The following is a 17,674-nucleotide window of genomic DNA, read 5'->3' on the forward strand; positions in this document are numbered from 1 at the left end:
GGCGCGCCGGTGCGGCGAGGCGGTATCGCGGATGTTCGTTAACGCTGTCCCGCCAGTGCTGGTACGTGTGCTCGCAGCATATCACCTGCGCACCATCACGATCTCGCCCTCACCGACGTTGCGGACGACGCGCGCCAAGTCATCCGTAAGGGCTGTGTGCTCGTCCGTCGCCGCGCACTCAGTATTCAGGAGGATTGAGTCCTGGTCCTTACGAATCGCAGCCTACGTAATGATACGGAGGTCACCCGTCGCACTTTCTTGATCTACGACATGCATCCTCATCTGCATGACACCGTACAGACCAATCTACGATCCACAACTCTGGCGAGGTCGTGCGCAAGCAACGCGGATCAAAGCGGATTCGCTCGGACCCGGCAAACCCAGAGACAGGCTTCTGAGAGTCGCCGAAGAATACGACAAGCTAGCCCAGCACGCAGAAGGGCGCGACGCGCGCAAAACTGACGAAGAGTCAGATTCGCGTCACGATTTCTGATCGTTCTTTCGCTTTCTTGACTAGATCCTCGAGCGGCTCGCTCCGAGCCAAGACCGATGCCTTGACCCGATCTTGGCCAATTGGTTCGGATGCCCTTGCTTCTGAGCCCGCGGGTGCTGGGACATTCCGCGAAATCAACCGCATCATGCGCGTTGCTGATCCGCAACGTGCGCGCCCAATGGCGCCAATTGCTCGGAACGTACACACTCGCCGATAACTGGTCTCAAAAAAGGTTGAGCTAACGATCAGGAGAGGCAATCGGTACTGATTCAGGCGGAAAAAAGCGTGGTCGAGCACATGCTCTCGTCATTGACAATCAGCACGCTACAGAATGGGGTCGTCCCACCCACGAACAGGTGATGCATCATTAGAAGCTTGCGTACGAAAGAGCCGGTCTCATCCTGACGCGGGCATCAACGATCCGGATATTGGAGTGTATCTCACGTGAGATCAATAAGGCTGAGACGGTGTTAGAGTTGATCGGCCGAGGCGAGGGCCAACTGCACTGAGTTGGCGAATGAAGCTCCTCACGCTCCTGGCTATCACGCGATCTTGGTGGCGGAAGAAATCAGGAAGTCAGGTTGAGCTCGCGGTCTGACGAGCCTATCCCGTCGGTGATCTCTGCAGTAATGCCAATCATTGTGCCTTACGCCGCCGCCCGTTTCCTGAAGGCCTAAGGAAGCCGTCGCGAGCGTGGCATTTCTCCGGCACCAGGCGGCGCACGATCGAAACGCGATTTCGACCAGATGCTTTCCGTGTTCGGCCCGCAAATCAAAGGAGGCGAGGAGCGCCTCGCTATCCTCGATCGGCGATTCGACCACTTTGCCATGTTTGCTCACCGACCAAGTAAGCGCTGCAGGTGATTGCAGAGTGGTGTTCGTGCACACGCCAACGTCGATTGGTCGAACAACCTCTAGGCCGAGACCTCGGTCGTTCCTGTCCTGCGTCCGCGCGCCAAAACGTCGATGTGGTACCCGACCCATTTTGCGAGTAGCGGAACTTGTGGAGCGTGGAAACGAGTTCCTAACTCGGCAAGAGATATCTGGTTAGAACGCGGCCCGGTTTGGAAGAGGCCAAGGATGTGCGCGGCCGCTTTGGTCGATCCCAGCAAAAATCGGACGGCGCGGCCGAATCTTCCGACACGTCAATCGCTGCAAAACTGCACGAAGCAGATTTGCGCCGCGATTTGATCATGTTTTGGTTCTATACAATCAGGCGCGCCGTGGTGGTGGTGGAAGGCGCACTCCGTACATCTCTGAGCGGGACCACCACCGTGTTTGCCCTTGGACTTGCCCTCAATCTCGTTGGGCTCGGCCTCTTGTTCTGGCTGACCTTTGCCCTCGCAGTCTACGCCCTCCCATTCTTTGTTGCGGTCAGCGCCGCTGCAATGGCATTGGAGCGCGGCGCCGGGATGACTGTTTCGCTCATTGTCGCCATCATCGGTGCCGCCGTGACGCTCGCTATGAGTCAATTCGCCCATTCTATGGCGCGGCTGATCATCTTGCGCGGCATGATTGGTGCAGTTTTTGCCATTCCGGCAGGAATTGCCGGCTACCATGTGATGCTCGCGTTATCGCAGCTCAGCGTATCGTCGCCGTTCTGGCGTGAGGTCTTCGCGTGCGTCGGTGCGATCTTCATCGCTTGGAAGGCCTGGACGCAGATCACTGTCTTGGCCCGGACAGGTGCGGAGCCGGGCAGGGCGACGAATTCTTCCTCAATCGGCTCTCACGTTCGCGAGGTGTGAGGAAATCGCGCCCAGCCGCTGGGTTTGCTTTTCCTCTGCCGGTGGTGATCAGGCCTAATTGGGAGAGCTGTTTCGGGAGAAGGCGGTTTTCGTAGCGCTCAATTGGACTGTGCCGACCGCATTGGGCCTGTCACCGTCACCGGCCGACGGCAGAGGCTCGGTTGCAGCGTCTACCTAGAGCGTTTCACATTTTGACTGAAGCATAACCGGCGTTGGCGAAGTAGTTGGCGCATTCGCGAGGCTGGATGTCGTGGACGAGGTGACCGATGTGGCGCCAAGTGTCCTCGATGGTGCGCTTCTGAGCTTGCCGCATCCAGTGTTTGATCTTGGAGAAGGCCTGTTCGATCGGGTTGAGGTCGGGCGAGTATGGCGGCAGGTACCAGAGCCTGGCGCCAGCAGCCTGGATCATCTGCCTGACAGCTTTCGACTTGTGGCTTCCGAGATTGTCGAGAATGACGATGTCGCCTTCGCGCAGGGTTGGCAGGAGAAGGTGCTTCACATAAGCGCGGAAGCATTCGCCGTTGATCGGGCCGTCGAAGACGCAGGGTGCCGTGAGTTGGTCATGACGGAGCGCGCCGAGGAATGTGAGGGTACGCCAGTGACCGTGTGGGGCGAAGCCGCGCAGGCGTGCCCCTTTGGGGCCCCAGCCCCGCAAAGGGGCCATGTTGGTCTTGATCCAGGTCTCATCGATGAAGACGAGCCGGCCCGGATCAAGTCCGGCCTGCCAGGATCGCCAACGCTGGCGCCTACGAGAGACGTCGGCGCGAGCCTGTTCGAGGGCGAACAGTGTTTTTTTTGAACCGCAGCCCTTCCCGACGCAGGAACAGCCAGACCGCGTTGTGTGAGACCTTGACCCCACGGGTTGCCAGTTCCGCCTTCAGACCATGCAGCGTCAGGTGCGGCGTCTGAGTGATCCGCTCGACGATGAAGGCGCGGTGCGGATCAAGCACAGGCTTGCGGTGACCGCCCATCTTGCCAGGCACAACCGAGCCGGTCGCCCGCTGCCGCTGTGACCACTTCACAACCGACGAGACCGCAACACCAAACCGTTCCGCCACAGACCGGCAGCTCTCGCCCGCCAAAACCGACGCCACCACACGCTCGCGAAGATCCAGGGAAAGAGGTCGGGTCATGCGATGCTGGCCTCCAATCCAGTCAGCATCTTGAATCACAATCCGCCAAAAACCGGAATCCCCTCCGATTCCATTAAGCAATGAAAGGCTCTAGCAACAATGTCGCCTTTTCCCGCACGCTCTGCGCCGAAACCTGCCGCCTTCTTGTGTTGCAAAGCGAGGTCTGCCACGTCTTCCGCTTAAGTCTGTATTCAGCGCTCGGACGCAACTCGCCTCGTTGGCTTGATCTGGCCGAAGACCGGCTGCGCCTCGATCGTCTGAGACGCAACGCCGTCGTAGAGACTTTCTTCCCCTGGGCTAGCGCCCATTCCTCGCGAGACAAGAAAGTCTCCCCGCCGGCATCCTCCGCTTAACGCTCCGGCCCGCGGGTGCGTCGCCGATCGTCTTCGGTCCTAGATCGCCATCGAGGCCGCGGTGGTCGCGGGCTCGAAACAACTCAAGGAGAATTGACATGGCTACCATCGGTACTTTCAAGAAGACGGGTTCCGACTTCCAGGGCGAGATCGTCACGCTGAGCCTGCAGGCCAGGGGCGTCCGCATCGTCGCCGAGGCCAACCGCGCAAACGAGAACGCTCCCAGCCACCGCGTCTTTGTGGGCCGGGCGGAGATCGGGGCGGCCTGGTCCAAGCGCTCCGAGGAGGGCCGCGACTACCTCTCGCTCAAGCTCGACGACCCCTCGTTCAACGCGCCGATCTACGCCAACCTGTTCGACGATGAAGCTGGCGAAGGTTACACGCTTCTCTGGTCGCGGCCGCGCAAGACCGGCGAGTAAGCCTCGCTCCGCCAGCGCCCCGCCCGATCTCATCGGGCGGGGCGCTCTTGAGGTGCTTCCATGAAGCAATCCATAACGTGTAAGCGAACAAGACTGATAGTGAGTTTCACATATCGCTCTCAATGAGCCTGCAACGAGAAGGATATCCGGATCTTTTCACCCTGATTTCGAGATGGACCTTCGACTGGGTGCGACGAGTTCCGCAAGCTGATCAAGACCCTCGCACCGACCTCAGTTCTCGGCTCACAAGCTCTTGGAGGTCTATCGCGCGAGAAGTCAATAGACGCATGGCCGCCCCGAACACCATCGGCACGATGGAGCACGTTTCGGCCTCGCGCACGCCTGTGGTTGCAGCAGATGCAATCATGAGAACCCGACTGCCGTTGATGAATTGCGGCGGCCCCTACGAGGCGGAGAACGCGTGTAAGTCTAAGCAGCGAGACGAGTGCATATGGATGCATTCGCTATGTTCCGTCAGGCAGCTAGAGGTCGACATCTGTACCTTCCTCGACCTGCAGACAAACAGTCGTAGGCCTTCAAATGAACACTTGCGAAGCGACGCTCGCAAGAAAGCATGGTTCACCGGGAAGATGCCTGGCGACGCTTCCCGATGATCATGGCGAGATCGTGCCGAAATCCGAGCACGACAACCAACTTCGCTGCGACAAACAGCGGTCCGACTAACAGATGGGTAGGATTGTCGATCATCGCCGGCCGGCGGCGCTCGAACACCAAGTGCCCCATGATCAGCAATGCAACGCCCGTGACCATCAGGATGGCAGTAAGCGACCACATCCCGGTGGGCGTCACATGGTTGAGGATCATGGCCGCCGCTCCAAACAATGCGATCGCAGCGCCAAGGATCACAGCACCAAGCGCGAAGTCGAGCACGAACCAAAAGATCAGCACCGGCACAAGCGCGATGGCTGCCACGCAGGTCTTGATCCCGAATACCGTGATGAACCATAGGCGAAGAGGAAGAAGGGTAGCCAGGAACAAGAACAGGATGCCGAAGACGTGCATCGCGCAATTCCAGGGGGTGCGATGATATTCCACGTAGTCCGCAAGGAGGCGCCAGAAATAGGAGTTCATGCGATGCTTGCCTCGCCCATCGTGTCGGCAGGCACGGCACGATTACCATCTACCAAGCGCATATGTTGGCGCCCCCGTCGAACACACCCCGTTGCTTAAACACGGGAAAGCCTCGCGTCAAATCTCCCAAAAACAGCACATGTGTTAGATTCGTGCACCTGCTCCCTCAACTACGCGAACCTGTTTGACGGAAGGCTACGCACGCGTTCTGGTCGTGGCGTGCAAGATCGGCGAGTAAGCCTCGCGTGTGACCCCCGCTCGATCTACTCAGAAGGAGCGTTCTTGAAGCCGACAGCAAGGCACCTCAAATTCTCTTGTTTCGATCGGCGCGGCGGGACGACCAGAACTCGTGCGACTGGAGTACGCAGCCGTTCCGATCGGACTGCCAGCAAGTTCGTCATGACAGGTCGTCGGCACGCCGGCGATTAGTACAAATCGAGGGGCTTGGCGCTAAATCCGGGGAACAAAGTTGCCCGCGTCCCGCCGGGCCGCAATTCAAGCTCTGGCATTGGCGCTGCTGCGGCTGCGCCCGGACGGGGTGGCGGGAGCGGCCTTGTACGGCAGAGCGCGGGCAATTCGGACCATAAGTTGCCTCAGCCACCGGTGGGCGGCCGAATGATGAGTCCGGTTCGTCCAGGTCATGCCAATCTGAAACGGCTCGGGGAAGGGGCACGATATTGCCACGACGGATTTGGCGATGTTTGAAGCGATGCGGCTTGGCACCGTCGAGATTAGATCCGTGGCGGGGAGAATGTGCGTGAGATCGGAGATGCTCGGTATCGCGACCACCTGGGTGAGCGATAGGCCACGTTCATCGAGTTCTCTGAGGTAGCCTGACCGCCAGGTGCCGCCATAGGTGACGACGGCGTGGCTCGCCTTGACATAGTCGTCCACGCGCAGCCTCCTGCCGGCGAGCCGATGGCTGCGATGCATGACGCACACATAGTGGTCGTCCAGCAGGTGGCGATGATAGAAGTTCTCCTCATGCACGTCGTAGGGGCCGACGAGAAGATCGGCTTCACCGCGTTTCAGATACGCGATGCCTTTGGCACGCGCCGTCTTGATCTCCAAGACCAGTCGGGGCGCCCGGCGCCTGACCTCGGCGATGGTGCGCGGCAGAATGATCGAGCGTTCGTAATAGTTGCAGGCGATCGTGACCCGCCCGGACGCGCTGGCGGGATCGAAATCCGTAGGCTGCACCAGGCCCTCGAAGGCTTCGAGCATGCGGCTGGCACATTCGACGATCTCGGCGCATCGGGGCGTTGGCGCGATGCCGCCGCGCTGGCGCACGAATAGCTTGTCGTGGAACGCTGCGCGCAACCGGTCCATCGTGTAGCTGATCGTCGATTGGTTCGTGCCGAGCGCGTCGGCGGCCTTGGAAAACGAGCCCAGTTCCGAGACCAGGCGCAAGGTACGGATCGCGGCAAAATCAATCGCGAGTGGATCCCAGTCCTTCGCCATCTCTTTAGGATCCTCCTGGCAGAAAGCTGCAACACCATATCGAAAGAGTAGATAAGGGATATCAACTCTGTCCGATTGTCCGATAGCTATTGCCAACGCAATCTGCTCGAAAATGGGAGTTAAGACGGCAAGCCCGTGACCATCGCCAAACCATGGAGATAGCTGCCCCATGAACGCACCTAAACCGTTTCCGCTCAATGCCTGGTACGCGGCTGCGTGGTCCCACGAGATCGCCCGTGAGCTGTCCGCCCGTACCATCTGCGGCAAGAACGTCGTGCTCTACCGCCGCACGGACGGCATCATCACAGCGCTAGAGGATGCCTGTTGGCACCGGCTGCTGCCCTTGTCGCTCGGGCATCTGAAGGGCGACGACGTCATGTGCGGCTATCATGGGCTGGTCTTCAATTCGGCCGGCCGCTGCTCCTACATGCCCGCGCAAAAGACGATCAATCCGTCAGCCTGTGTGCGCGCCTATCCGGTCGCTGAGCGGCATCGCCTGGTCTGGCTGTGGCCCGGGGATCCAGCGCTTGCCGACCCTGCCAAAATTCCGGATTTTCACTGGAACGACGGAAAGCAATGGGTTGGCGAGGGCGGTACGTTCTACCAGCTGAAGTGCGACTACCGCTTGGTGGTCGACAACCTCATGGACCTCACGCACGAGACTTATGTACACGCCGGCAGCATTGGCGACGAGGCGATCACGGCCGCGCCCTTCGATGTGACCCACACCGACGACACGGCAACGATGACGCGCTGGATGATCGACATCGAGCCGCCCCCGTTCTGGGGGCGCCAGCTTGCTCGGCCGGGCCGTGTCGATCGCTGGCAGGTCGTGACGTTCCAGGCACCGTCGGTTGTCGTCGGCGACGTCGGCGTGGCACTGACCAATACGGGCGCGCCGCAAGGCGACCGCTCGCAGGGCGTCAGTGGCGCGTTCTTGGCGGCGATCACGCCCGAAACTGAGACAAGCTGCCACTATTTCTGGAACTTCGTCCGAGATTATCGGAAGGATGATGTGCAACTGACGAAAGAGCTTCAGCTTGCCCACGTCAATGGTGGCGCAGGCGTCTACGATCAGGATCACAGGATATTGGAGGCGCAGCAGGCCGCCATCGACAAGAACCCGCGTTCGCCCTTCTATGATCTCAACATCGACGCGGGCGCGCTTTGGGCACGACGGCTGATCGACCGGATGATGACCAACGAACAGGCCAACGTCATCGCAAACGTTGCGGCCGAGTGAGCGAAAAAGTGATGGCCAAGCCGATCGAATGGACGAGCGCACGCCTGTGCGCCACGCGCGAACTCACGCCTGACGTCCGGCTCTTCGAGATCGCTGCAGACCGCGTGTTGATGACGGCAACGCCTGGTAGTCACATTGACGTCCTCATGCCGATCGACGGCCGGCCGCAGGTTCGCAGCTATTCGTTGGTGGGGCCTTCATCGGACGGACTCTATCGCATTGCCGTCAAACGTCTCGCATCGAGCCGCGGCGGATCTGTCGGCATGTGGCGCCTCAAGACGGGTGAACGGCTCACGGTCTCCGAGCCGAGGAACAGCTTTGAATTGAGCTATGGTCGGCCCGAATATTTGCTGCTGGCCGGCGGCATCGGGATTACACCGATCTACCCGATGGCGCTGGCGCTGAAGCAAGCGGGCGCGAATTTTCGCTTGCTCTATGCCGCGCGCAGCCGTCGCGATCTGGCGCTCGCGGACGAGTTGGCCCGCTACATTGGCGGACAGGTTCATTTCTTCGTCAATGAAGAGGGACAGCGGATCGATATAGCCGGTGAGATAGCCCAACTGGATCCGCGCGGCGAGCTCTATGTCTGTGGCCCGTTCGGCATGTTGGAGGCGACCAAGCAGCTTTGGCACCAAGCGGGCAGGCCGGCGGCGTGCCTCCGCTACGAGACGTTTGGCAATACAGGTGGCCTCGCGGACGGCCCGTTCAAGATCAGGGTTCCCCGATTGGGCCTGGAAATTGACGTCCCTGCCCATCGCTCCATGCTGGAGGCGCTGGAAGATGCCGGCGTCGACATGATCTTCGGTTGCCGGCGCGGGGAATGCGGTCTTTGCGTGCTGCCAATCCTGGAGGCGTCGGCTGAGGTCGATCATCGTGACGTGTTCTTCAGCAGTGAAGAGCGGGCGACAAACAGCAAGCTCTGCACCTGCGTGTCGCGCGCGAGAAGCGGTAGCCTAACCGTCGATACGCCCGATCGAACGCGCGTCCTGCGTCATGGCTCCACGTCAGCGTGGTGTAGGACCTGACACCCGCAAGACCGCCGCATAGACCTCGCGATCTACGCCCGCCCGATCGGGCGGATCGCGACCGCACCTTTTTTGCACCCCGCTTCGACCGCCCCGAGCTTGGCGCTACATCACCAAGACCCGATCGCGATTGGATCACGATCAGCCGGTCGATCGCATCCCTTACCCGAACTAGGTACGGCCCGCCGCAATTCAGTGAACGGACGGGGCCGGTGGATCTACATCAACCGGCTCTGATGGCCTCGACACGCGAGCAACAGTCCTTCGCTTCAGTGCTCACGGTTGCCTATACGCCTCTCGAGGACGGAGAGGCGTTCCATCGTTACTGCTCTTCGGGAGAAGGCGGCTTTCGTAGCGCTCAATTGGACTGGGTCGGCCTCGTTCGGCCCTGTCACCGTCACCGGCCGACCGCAGAGGCTCGGTTGCAGCGTCTACCTAGCAACAATGTCGCCTTTTCCCGCACGCTCTTTCTTTCTCTGCGCCGAAACCTGCCGCCTTCTTGTGTTGCAAAGCGAGGTCTGCCACGTCTTCCGCTTAAGTCTGTATTCAGCGCTCGGACGCACCTCGCCTCGTTGGCTTGATCTGGCCGAAGACCGGCTGCGCCTCGATCGTCTGAGCCGCAACGCCGTCGTTGAGACTTTCTTCCCCTGGGCTAGCGCCCATTCCTCGCGAGCCAAGAAAGTCTCCCCGCCGGCGTCCTACGCTTAACGCTCCGGCCCGCGGGTGCGTCGCCGATCGTCTTCGGTCCTAGATCGCCATCGAGGCCGCGGTGGTCGCGGGGCTCGAAACAACTCAAGGAGAAGTGACATGGCTACCATCGGTACTTTCAAGAAGACGGGCTCCGATTTCCAGGGCGAGATCGTCACGCTGAGCCTGCAGGCCAGGGGCGTCCGCATCGTCGCTGAGGCCAACCGCGCAAACGAGAACGCTCCCAGCCACCGCGTCTATGTGGGCCGGGCGGAGATCGGGGCGGCCTGGTCCAAGCGCTCCGAGGAAGGCCGCGACTACCTCTCGCTCAAGCTCGACGACCCCTCGTTCAACGCGCCGATCTACGCCAACCTGTTCGACGACGAAGCCGGCGAAGGCTACACGCTCCTCTGGTCGCGGCCGCGCAAGACCGGCGAATAAGCCTCGCTCCGCTAGCGCCCCGCCCGATCTCATCGGGCGGGGCGCTCTTTGATGCCGAGAGAAAAATGTCGCCAAACGCGGCCGGATCGATTCGGCATCGATCGGATCCTATGAATTTCGCTCCGCTGTGTGGGACTTGCTTTGCAAATTCTTCATCAAGAGAAACAAGATCGACGTGGCTGACGCCCAGCGTGTTTGGGAGCTCGAATAGAGCAACAGCGGGTGTCGACACTCCAGCCCGCTGATGTATTGTTGAGTAAAGCCGGGGACCTCGGCGAATCTCTCCTGCGTGAAGCCTTTCCGCTTCCACGGTCTCTCGGAATTCCGGTCCATGCAAGCAGTGCGCTATTTCTTCTTGTGACGTAGACGAGCCGGCTTGCGACCTTTGCGCAATGTCTTATGGGACGTTGCTCCTTTGGGTGGTTGGACAAAGAACTCAGATAAATGGACACCAAGCGTTCTAGCGATCCGATCGAGAAGATCGATTGTTGGGTTCTCCTCTTGCCGCTCAACACCGCCCATATATGAGCGGTCAATCCCCGCATCGTAAGCCAATTGCTCCTGCGGAATCCCGCGATCCACGCGGATCCGCCGCACATTCCAGGCCACAAGCGCACGAGCTCTCATGCGCCAAAGCAGCCATTCGGCCGACCATCAAACCACTGGCTATAACCGCTCTATTACGGTAAGTTCTTCAAATGAAGATAACGAATTCGCCGCGTGAGCTTACATGAAAGAGCCGCCGTTAGATCCAGATGTCGCGGATGCGGCGCCGAATGAGTTGGTGCCCACGTCCTATGACGAGCAGCATCTCGTGACGTATTGGCGTCTCCTTGATGCTGAGGTCGATGGCGCCGACTGGAAAGAAGTCGCCCGGATCGTGTTGCATCTTGATCCTGATCGCGAGCCCGCCCGCGCTCGCAAGGCATTCGACAGCCATTTGGCCCGCGCAAAATGGATGACGGATCACGGCTACAGCCACTTACTTCGCACCGGCGCCCCCAACTAGCAAAAACGTGTCGTCTGGGTTGCGCTCCCGAGAAAAGATCTCTCCCATTGATGGGTGATCGCCTGCGTGCATCACGTGATGCGCAATTAGAGACTTCCGCAACAACCCAGAGCTTTATAGACACTGCGCCGCAATTTTGCTTTGGCGGGAGATCACAGCAGTGTCTAAATTCAACTGGCGCTCACCGGAATCGTATCAGAGCGTTACAGCCGGCGAGATGTCGGATTTCGCTTGGGAAAGCCTCCGTCGCAATCCCGCATATCAAGCCGACTACCGGGACACGCTCCCCAAACACGGGCAGGTGACTCCTGAGTTTCGGAGGAGATGGGGCCTCTGCTTTCGCCCATGACCCGCAGAGGTCTTTTCACGAACAGACCATCTTCTGGGCGCCGGAGGCTATGCCAGCCGTGCTATCGATTGCTGAAAGCGCTTCCGGTTCGGACAGCGTTGCCGCTAGGCTTGAACTTGCCGATCTGGCGCCGGACAGCATCAGACAGGCAGCTGATGGTTGGCATGCTGTATTGCGCATTCACGGATCCCAACATCACCTGTGGCTGAAACAGGCCCCGCGTTTAGGTGCCGCTTATACCATCGAACTGCCGATATACGATGCAGACTTTGAGATCCGCGCCCACGCCTCACTTCGATTGTGGCGCGCGATCAATCGTCGCTCGCCAAGACCTCCGATTGATCAACTGTCGGCACAACGACGTAGGCGATTGGCCCTGACCCTGCGCGCTCTCGATGGGCACATGGACGGCGGCTCCTATCGTGCCATCGCCGAGGTGCTGTTTGGCCCAAGACGCATCTCTGAGCAGGCCTGGAAAACCCACGCGCTGCGTAGCCGAGTTATCCGGCTGGTTCGGGCCGGTTTGGCACTGACGCGCGATGGCTATCGCGCATTGCTCCGTCCTTCATCTCGCAAGGAATAGAACAGAGATCGAAAATCGATCCGCAACCTTCATTTTACTCCCTCAGCGCCGTTGTGACTGGACTGCGATGTAAGGTCCTTGGGCTGTAGAGGCGTCGATGTCCTATCGCCACGCTCCGGAGTGGAATAGGCGAATGTCCAGTCTGACGCCACACCTGCCAATCTGGATTGCGTAAGGCAGCCGAGGTCAAGCAGTCGGACGCTTGATCGCAGCTTCCTGAATTTTGAGAGCTCAATTGCAGAGGAGTGGCTTGTGTATGGCGCGTGCGCCTCGAGATCGGGAAATTCTGACGAGAGCAAGTCAGCAATTCTTCTCAGCTGTGCCGGATACCTTGGCCATCTGTGCGTCAAGTGCCGCAATTTGTGGGTCATCCAATTTCACGTTGCTTGCGCATGACCTTGAATCGCGCCTCACCTTCTTCTGAATGAGGAGCGCTGCGCAAGCCGCACGATCTTGCGCCCACAACATCATCCCGGCAGTCATCATGAAGGGCCCCCAGACGGTGCGTTTTGATCGGCCTTCGAAGCCGTGAGTTCCTGGTTCAACTGCGCCGCGATTGCAGTTGCCACCTGCAAATTCTCCTCCTTCTTGAACGCGGCCAGACGATGCGCTTCCCGAAGTATTGAGGAGCCAAAAGCCGAGGAGTTCTCTCCCACTTGCGGACCAATACTGCTCAGCTCGGTGCCACCGGCAGCGATGTCGAATGATCCTCCAGTCTTGCCGTCCAGAAAATCCCAGCAAGTTCGAAATAACCGGCGATAGCCTTCGGTTGCTTCCGGGCCCTTATCAACGACGCCCGCTTGTTCTGCGAACCGAAGATCCTGCTCATAACCGAGCTCTATCAAAAGCTCTGACCCAACTAGATCGGTCACGACCTGCATCTCTTCGGTGCTCAATTCGGTTTGCCAAGCCTGGACTGAGCGGTCGTCGACGGTCTTCTTCTCTAGGATCTTTCGATCTCCGAAAGTGCTGGACCGCAGATAGTCCGTTTGCCCTGTCGTTGCTGATGTCATGTCGGTCGCCGCATAGCCGAGACCAGCGAGTACGCGCCGGATTTCGTCGTCAGGATGTGCCACAAGGACTTCGTAATGCACCATTTGCGTCCCACGCCGGCCGCGGCAGGCTGCAAGCGCAGGCAGACCCAGAACAAGATCGGCGAGGGAAGATGCGATCGCAGGCGTAGGCTGACCCAGCACGATGTCGGCGAGACACGACGCGATCGCGGACGGGGAACTTGCGGCCAGGAGGGGAACGGCCCACGTCGATTTCAGTGATGCGGCAATGGCGTAGGGACTACGCATCAAAACGATTCGCGGTGCTTCCGGGTAGAGGGAATCCAAAAAATCGAGCACCGTCCAATAGCGCGGTGTCTTGTCTATCAAGGTGCGCTTGCCCGCTGCTGCCAAATACTGGCCATAAGCTGCATCGGCGAAAGCGCGGGTGACGACCTGTCTATCTATTCGGCTCAAGAATTCCGAGGTCGCAGCCTGAACCAGTGACGCGCCGGCTGGGTGACGGTGGTCCACCCTACCAAATGCCTCAAGTGCCAGCATCAGCCAGGGTTCAGGCGGAGCGACAATATCTGGGTGCCGCTGAAGCAAATGCGCCAGCAGTGTCGTCCCCGAACGGGGAAGACCCAGAAGAAAGCAGACCGCTGGCAAATGGCTTACATCCTGATTCACGATTCAACATCCTCATCCCTTGGACAGACCGGGCGGCCGTCCGAAATCCTTCATCCGAAGACTTGGCCTATGCACATTTTGTATGATGATGTCTGCCATGAATTTGATTTGGCCAGATCACAGCGCTTCTCACCTGCATTTGGTAGCTACCACTTGAGAAACCGGAGCGTTCCAGGGTTCGCCGGTCGCACGGAGTTACCAGTATGGACAAGCTTGGCAAAGCCATACCGAGGTTTATCGGTAGCAGGCGCACTACGGGACAAGGAGGAAGCTTGTCGCATCGAGCTGGCGCGATGCCGCTCGCCTAAGCTGCCGAGGAGGGGATTCGCGACATGCGCCCCGGTCGTTGCTTGGCGCAGGCCGGAAATTCTTCTCAGAGCCGGGACAAAATGATAGCCCATCCGGGTATGCCTGAGTTCTACTAAACTGACCTCTTTATCCACCATTTGTAAGATACGCAAGAATCCATAGTTTTGATCGGGTGCATTCGGACCGTGGATAGATCGCGCCCGAAAGCTGTGCGGGGGCTCAGTGCCACTTATGGAGACGCCTCACATTTGATGAGTGCGCAACATCGCCATCCACCAAGATCTCTTCATCGGCTTTGACCCCGACGGCCGGAATGATCGACCTTTGTGCTGCGTGTCGAGCCGGACTTTTGGGGGATTGTCGAAGGTCCTCGACGACCGCTCCGACCTCGTGGCGGCTCTGCTCGGATTGACGGAATGCCCTTACCCGGCGCAACCGGTCCACTTGAGCATCTATTTTGCGGGCGCCTTTTCCTGGACACTTTTCATCGAGAACAAGACTTCGTTCGAGCGCGCGATCCGTGACGCCGGAGAAGCACTGCTGCAAGGGCGATCGTCGCCTTACGCCGGCGCCGCCTTGATCTATTCCAGCGGTTTCATGGGGACCGCCGGACGAATGCGACGGTCGTCCGGCTCCAGAACGTTCTATTGTCTGGATGCGGCATCGAGCGCGCGCCATCCTGCAGCAATCCGCTGCTGTCATCCTTCAACTCCTCCTTCGTCGCCACACCGATGCTGCGGCCAAGCGCGCGGTCAGATAACCCGGGCTTTGACCTATTCCGGTAATTGTAGCCCGCCACCGAAACGAGGCCAGAGCCTTCGACTCCGCCTTCTACAGCGATGTAGACGTCGACACGGTCTTCTGAGGAGACCTGGACCAGGCCGGCATGGCAATCCTTTCGAGTCTGCCGGCCAGTTTTCCGTCCACGCGGGCATGGGAGCCGGGCTACGCGCCGATGCTGGTTTGCCTCGAAGCCGGAAGGTCACACTCCGGAGGAAGCCAGAAAAGGGGGGCAGAAGCCGGTCTTATCGACAGGGAGCGGTTATGCCGACGACGTCTTGATCCCGGCTGGCGATGCACCAATGCTTCATCGACCAAGAGTAAGCAATAAACCAGGAGGAACATAACAACTTTGACAGCCGGAGCACTTGCGTCACAACTGAGCTATCTCGTCAGCAACGAATGGTCGAAATAGGCAACTACCGCGGCGGGACCGGGGTAGACCTCGATACATCCGGCCTTCAACACGTTCTCCATGAACCACCGCAGAGTACGCCGATCGTGCGGACCCCGACCTTGCCGGCCGCTCCCGCATCGTAAGGCGAGCCGCCGATGCCGACCGCGCCACGGCCTTTCATGTCCAGCTTGGTCAGAACCGCCTCGAAGACGTCCGGCTCGGGCTTGGATTCGACCACGTCCTCGGATGACACGGTTGCATCGACGAGCTTGGCGATGCTCGCGATGTCGGGATATTTATCGAGTTCATCTTTTTGGCGGACGAGGCGATGACGATCCGGAGGCCTGCGTCCCGTGACCGCTGCAGCAGATCGGCCCCCCGAGAACGCTCGGATCAGCGGCAGGTATCTGACTCTGAAACGTTCGCCGCGCCAGGCATCGAGCTCCATGCCATGGTCTCGCCGTTCCTCATCCGACGGGAATGTCGCGATGAGCTTGTAGCCGCCCTTTCCGATCTGGCTGCGCCTGTTCGAAGCCGACGTCGTGGCCAAACTTCGCCATGGCTTCGTGCCAAGCGATCGCGTGAAGGTCCACGGAATCCAGCAACGTGCCGTCCAGATCGAAGATGGCTGCTTTTGGCAATCGACGTCCCTAGCTGGTCGTGCTTGCGCTTCGCAAACCTGGTCGCGTACGACAAGTTCCATGTGCCGATTGAAATCCGGTGCGCCATCATCCCGCCACACAGGCCCGCGCTCGCCGAGCGCCCGCTTGGCGTCGTCGACGGCATGATGGGCGGCAACTTCCGCGTCGATATCGGACGCTCGTTTGGCATCGCTGACAGCGCGCCTGGCATCCATCAGCCGGTGAACGGGTGCGGCCTTCCGATCGTCCGGAATACTCGGATCGGCCATGCACCAAAACCGCCCGCGGACGAGGAGGCATCGACCGTCTGGTGTGACCGGATGTTTCAAGCCGGTTTGGGCCGCTGCCGCGCGGCCGACTTCATGGCGGCTAATCGCCCTGCCGAAAATCAACAGATATCCGGCTGGGGCCAAAGAGAGAAGATTGCTGTCTCGTCTTGGATCTGGGTCAATGCCGCTTGACGACCGTGGCTATGACGCCGACTGACAGCAACCCGTGATGCCACTTCCCGGCCGTTGCCCTTTTGGATGTTATTTCCGTCGATAGAAGAGCACTTTGCCCTCCGGCAACAGTTGTAGCAGGATATCGAAGTCGGCAACGTTGGCGGTCAGCACCGAGAAGCCCAATTTTAGGGCCTGCAAAAACAGCACGCAGTCTAGCAAAGCGCGGAGCCTGTAGTCGCCGGCATAGCTTTGTAAGCGACAGATCATGCCCGATAGCAGCGCCGCGCGCCCCAGCACATCGGCATCAGGAACGAACGTTCGGTGCGCCGGCATCGACAGAATAAGGGTGCGTATTGCATCAAGGACGGTACGCGAGCGGCCGTCCTGGGGATCGAGAACGCCGATCGTGTGCATCAACTCCTGGATAGCGACGCTGGAGTGGTTGGTCTGTCGATTCGCGATCAATACTTCAAGAAAGCCGGGTGTCCGGCTCTGCATCTGGTCGATGTACACGCAGGTATCGAGCAGGAGTGACTGGCCTCCGATCCGGTCGCCGCGGACGAACGAGAGATCACTGTCTTGCCGGCGTGCCAACGTCTTTCGCGGATCAAACCGCGCCCATCGCAGAGCCGCATCAAAATCGAAGCCGGACACCTCAGTAGCCGAGTTTCAGGTCTCGATCGATTTGCCTCGCGCATCCTTGAATGCTTCAGCGAACTTGTCTTCAAGAGCCAAATTCGCGAGAGCAAAGGCGATCAGATCGGTGTCCGCTTCGATTCCTGTCCGTCTCTTCGCTTCTTCAACAAGCAACGGGCTAACGCGACCGGCGATACGGCTGCTCTTCTGCTTGAGAAGCCCTGAACGCTCGGCCGCCTCCATCACGGTTTCGAACCGGAACCTGTCTGAATCTGTGCCGCTGGTGGGCAGACCTTGCTTCATGCGCTCAGCCCTTCCGCGTGGCGCTACCCTACGAGCCCTCCCACGGCGCTTCCGGACGCGCCGAGGCGATTTTTCTCCGGGCTTGGGAATGGCGACCCCCGCGTTGAACATTTTTACAATTTGTGTAACATATATCATTCCGAGTGTTGCCGTTCGAGGCTAAGCTTAGTGCGCCGGTTAAGGGGTAATCTCGGAAATGCCGATGTCCGGTTTTGCGGGTTGAAGGCATCGGTTCGGACGTGATTCAAGCGTCCGAGGCAGACTCTTTGGGTCTTATATTTGAGACGTGTGCGGTTGCCTGAGAGGATGAGCGACAAACTCAAGGGAAACGGCTGACCAATTCCATCTGCACATAATCCGCCTATTCAAGCGAAGCCGGGCTTCACGCCATTCCCGGCTCGTCTGCCATTCGCAGCGCTCCATGGCTGAGCCGCGATCGATCGCTCGCTTA

General features: G+C 59.5%; 18 protein-coding genes. 9 read left to right on the plus strand and 9 right to left on the minus strand.

What is annotated here, in order from left to right:
- The first annotated feature begins 1,556 nt into the window (after positions 1 to 1,556).
- Complete coding sequence (locus ACKWRH_RS05730; RefSeq protein ID WP_445219667.1) at positions 1,557 to 2,237, plus strand: hypothetical protein; 681 nt, start codon at positions 1,557 to 1,559, stop codon at positions 2,235 to 2,237.
- A 184-nt stretch (positions 2,238 to 2,421) separates the two neighbouring features.
- Here ACKWRH_RS05730 and ACKWRH_RS05735 read toward each other — a convergent pair.
- Positions 2,422 to 3,370, minus strand: a protein-coding gene (locus ACKWRH_RS05735) for an IS630 family transposase (RefSeq protein WP_445215585.1) whose coding sequence is annotated in 2 segments (ribosomal slippage) — positions 2,422 to 3,033 and positions 3,035 to 3,370 — 948 coding nt in all. Because the reading frame shifts where the segments join, the coding sequence is not laid out codon by codon here.
- 451 nt (positions 3,371 to 3,821) lie between these two features.
- Here ACKWRH_RS05735 and ACKWRH_RS05740 point away from each other — a divergent pair.
- On the plus strand, positions 3,822 to 4,142 hold the full coding sequence (locus ACKWRH_RS05740; RefSeq protein WP_445219668.1) for a DUF736 domain-containing protein: 321 nt from the start codon (positions 3,822 to 3,824) through the stop codon (positions 4,140 to 4,142).
- 579 nt (positions 4,143 to 4,721) lie between these two features.
- Here ACKWRH_RS05740 and ACKWRH_RS05745 read toward each other — a convergent pair.
- Positions 4,722 to 5,234 (minus strand): Mpo1-like protein, encoded by a 513-nt coding sequence (locus ACKWRH_RS05745; RefSeq protein WP_445219669.1) that lies wholly within the window; start codon positions 5,232 to 5,234, stop codon positions 4,722 to 4,724.
- Between the two features lie 495 nt (positions 5,235 to 5,729).
- Complete coding sequence (locus ACKWRH_RS05750) at positions 5,730 to 6,866, minus strand: LysR family transcriptional regulator (RefSeq protein ID WP_445219670.1); 1,137 nt, start codon at positions 6,864 to 6,866, stop codon at positions 5,730 to 5,732.
- Here ACKWRH_RS05750 and ACKWRH_RS05755 point away from each other — a divergent pair.
- The 3 genes from ACKWRH_RS05755 (at position 6,865) to ACKWRH_RS05765 (ending at position 10,091) form a co-directional block, all read left to right on the plus strand.
- A complete protein-coding gene (locus ACKWRH_RS05755) occupies positions 6,865 to 7,938 on the plus strand; it encodes an aromatic ring-hydroxylating dioxygenase subunit alpha (protein WP_445219671.1) in 1,074 nt (357 codons plus the stop codon). The genes ACKWRH_RS05750 and ACKWRH_RS05755 overlap by 2 nt on opposite strands.
- 11 nt (positions 7,939 to 7,949) lie before the next feature.
- A complete protein-coding gene (locus tag ACKWRH_RS05760; RefSeq protein WP_445219672.1) occupies positions 7,950 to 8,963 on the plus strand; it encodes a PDR/VanB family oxidoreductase in 1,014 nt (337 codons plus the stop codon).
- Positions 8,964 to 9,770: 807 nt separating this feature from the next.
- Positions 9,771 to 10,091 carry a DUF736 domain-containing protein gene (locus tag ACKWRH_RS05765; RefSeq protein WP_445219673.1) on the plus strand — a complete coding sequence of 107 codons (321 nt, stop codon included), beginning with the start codon at positions 9,771 to 9,773 and terminating at the stop codon, positions 10,089 to 10,091.
- A 345-nt stretch (positions 10,092 to 10,436) separates the two neighbouring features.
- Here the strand turns inward: ACKWRH_RS05765 and ACKWRH_RS05770 are convergent, their stop codons facing one another.
- Entirely contained in the window at positions 10,437 to 10,718 is a 282-nt protein-coding gene (locus ACKWRH_RS05770) for a helix-turn-helix domain-containing protein (RefSeq protein ID WP_445219674.1), read from the minus strand.
- A gap of 103 nt (positions 10,719 to 10,821) precedes the next feature.
- Between ACKWRH_RS05770 and ACKWRH_RS05775 the strand changes: the two genes are divergently transcribed.
- From ACKWRH_RS05775 to ACKWRH_RS05785, 3 genes are all read left to right on the plus strand, one after another.
- A complete protein-coding gene (locus ACKWRH_RS05775; RefSeq protein WP_445219675.1) occupies positions 10,822 to 11,100 on the plus strand; it encodes a DNA -binding domain-containing protein in 279 nt (92 codons plus the stop codon).
- 217 nt (positions 11,101 to 11,317) lie between these two features.
- Complete coding sequence (locus ACKWRH_RS05780; protein ID WP_445222324.1) at positions 11,318 to 11,449, plus strand: transcriptional regulator domain-containing protein; 132 nt, start codon at positions 11,318 to 11,320, stop codon at positions 11,447 to 11,449.
- A 49-nt stretch (positions 11,450 to 11,498) separates the two neighbouring features.
- Entirely contained in the window at positions 11,499 to 12,032 is a 534-nt protein-coding gene (locus ACKWRH_RS05785; RefSeq protein WP_445219676.1) for a DUF2285 domain-containing protein, read from the plus strand.
- Positions 12,033 to 12,514: 482 nt separating this feature from the next.
- On the opposite strand, the gene ACKWRH_RS05790 is transcribed toward ACKWRH_RS05785, so the two are convergent.
- The 3 genes from ACKWRH_RS05790 to ACKWRH_RS05800 all read right to left on the minus strand — a co-directional run bounded on the left by ACKWRH_RS05790 (position 12,515) and on the right by ACKWRH_RS05800 (position 15,793).
- Entirely contained in the window at positions 12,515 to 13,714 is a 1,200-nt protein-coding gene (locus tag ACKWRH_RS05790; protein WP_445219677.1) for a sulfotransferase family protein, read from the minus strand.
- 1,550 nt (positions 13,715 to 15,264) lie between these two features.
- The gene (locus ACKWRH_RS05795) at positions 15,265 to 15,648 is read right to left on the minus strand and encodes an HAD family hydrolase (RefSeq protein WP_445219678.1); all 384 of its coding nucleotides are present in this window, start codon (positions 15,646 to 15,648) and stop codon (positions 15,265 to 15,267) included.
- 19 nt (positions 15,649 to 15,667) lie between these two features.
- Positions 15,668 to 15,793 (minus strand): hypothetical protein, encoded by a 126-nt coding sequence (locus tag ACKWRH_RS05800; protein ID WP_445222325.1) that lies wholly within the window; start codon positions 15,791 to 15,793, stop codon positions 15,668 to 15,670.
- Between the two features lie 41 nt (positions 15,794 to 15,834).
- On the opposite strand from ACKWRH_RS05800, the gene ACKWRH_RS05805 reads away from it, so the two are divergent.
- Positions 15,835 to 16,302, plus strand: a complete 468-nt coding sequence (locus ACKWRH_RS05805; RefSeq protein ID WP_445219679.1) for a hypothetical protein — start codon at positions 15,835 to 15,837, stop codon at positions 16,300 to 16,302.
- 69 nt (positions 16,303 to 16,371) lie between these two features.
- Here the strand turns inward: ACKWRH_RS05805 and ACKWRH_RS05810 are convergent, their stop codons facing one another.
- Together ACKWRH_RS05810 and ACKWRH_RS05815 are read right to left on the minus strand one after the other, a co-directional pair.
- The gene (locus ACKWRH_RS05810; RefSeq protein WP_445219680.1) at positions 16,372 to 16,938 is read right to left on the minus strand and encodes a type II toxin-antitoxin system VapC family toxin; all 567 of its coding nucleotides are present in this window, start codon (positions 16,936 to 16,938) and stop codon (positions 16,372 to 16,374) included.
- Between the two features lie 15 nt (positions 16,939 to 16,953).
- Complete coding sequence (locus tag ACKWRH_RS05815; protein ID WP_445219681.1) at positions 16,954 to 17,223, minus strand: hypothetical protein; 270 nt, start codon at positions 17,221 to 17,223, stop codon at positions 16,954 to 16,956.
- Positions 17,224 to 17,674 lie beyond the last annotated feature (451 nt).

The organism is Bradyrhizobium sp. Pa8 (genome assembly GCF_052588265.1).

Excerpts from the sequence above, each read along its gene's own strand:
- ACKWRH_RS05740 (WP_445219668.1), top strand. The coding sequence starts at position 3,822 with ATGGCTACCATCGGTACTTTCAAGAAGACGGGTTCCGACTTCCAGGGC.
- ACKWRH_RS05745 (WP_445219669.1), bottom strand. The coding sequence starts at position 5,234 with ATGAACTCCTATTTCTGGCGCCTCCTTGCGGACTACGTGGAATATCAT.
- ACKWRH_RS05755 (WP_445219671.1), top strand. The coding sequence starts at position 6,865 with ATGAACGCACCTAAACCGTTTCCGCTCAATGCCTGGTACGCGGCTGCG.
- ACKWRH_RS05750 (WP_445219670.1), bottom strand. The coding sequence starts at position 6,866 with ATGGGGCAGCTATCTCCATGGTTTGGCGATGGTCACGGGCTTGCCGTC.
- ACKWRH_RS05760 (WP_445219672.1), top strand. The coding sequence starts at position 7,950 with ATGGCCAAGCCGATCGAATGGACGAGCGCACGCCTGTGCGCCACGCGC.
- ACKWRH_RS05765 (WP_445219673.1), top strand. The coding sequence starts at position 9,771 with ATGGCTACCATCGGTACTTTCAAGAAGACGGGCTCCGATTTCCAGGGC.
- ACKWRH_RS05770 (WP_445219674.1), bottom strand. The coding sequence starts at position 10,718 with ATGAGAGCTCGTGCGCTTGTGGCCTGGAATGTGCGGCGGATCCGCGTG.
- ACKWRH_RS05775 (WP_445219675.1), top strand. The coding sequence starts at position 10,822 with ATGAAAGAGCCGCCGTTAGATCCAGATGTCGCGGATGCGGCGCCGAAT.
- ACKWRH_RS05780 (WP_445222324.1), top strand. The coding sequence starts at position 11,318 with ATGTCGGATTTCGCTTGGGAAAGCCTCCGTCGCAATCCCGCATATCAA.
- ACKWRH_RS05785 (WP_445219676.1), top strand. The coding sequence starts at position 11,499 with ATGCCAGCCGTGCTATCGATTGCTGAAAGCGCTTCCGGTTCGGACAGC.
- ACKWRH_RS05795 (WP_445219678.1), bottom strand. The coding sequence starts at position 15,648 with ATGGAGCTCGATGCCTGGCGCGGCGAACGTTTCAGAGTCAGATACCTG.
- ACKWRH_RS05815 (WP_445219681.1), bottom strand. The coding sequence starts at position 17,223 with ATGAAGCAAGGTCTGCCCACCAGCGGCACAGATTCAGACAGGTTCCGG.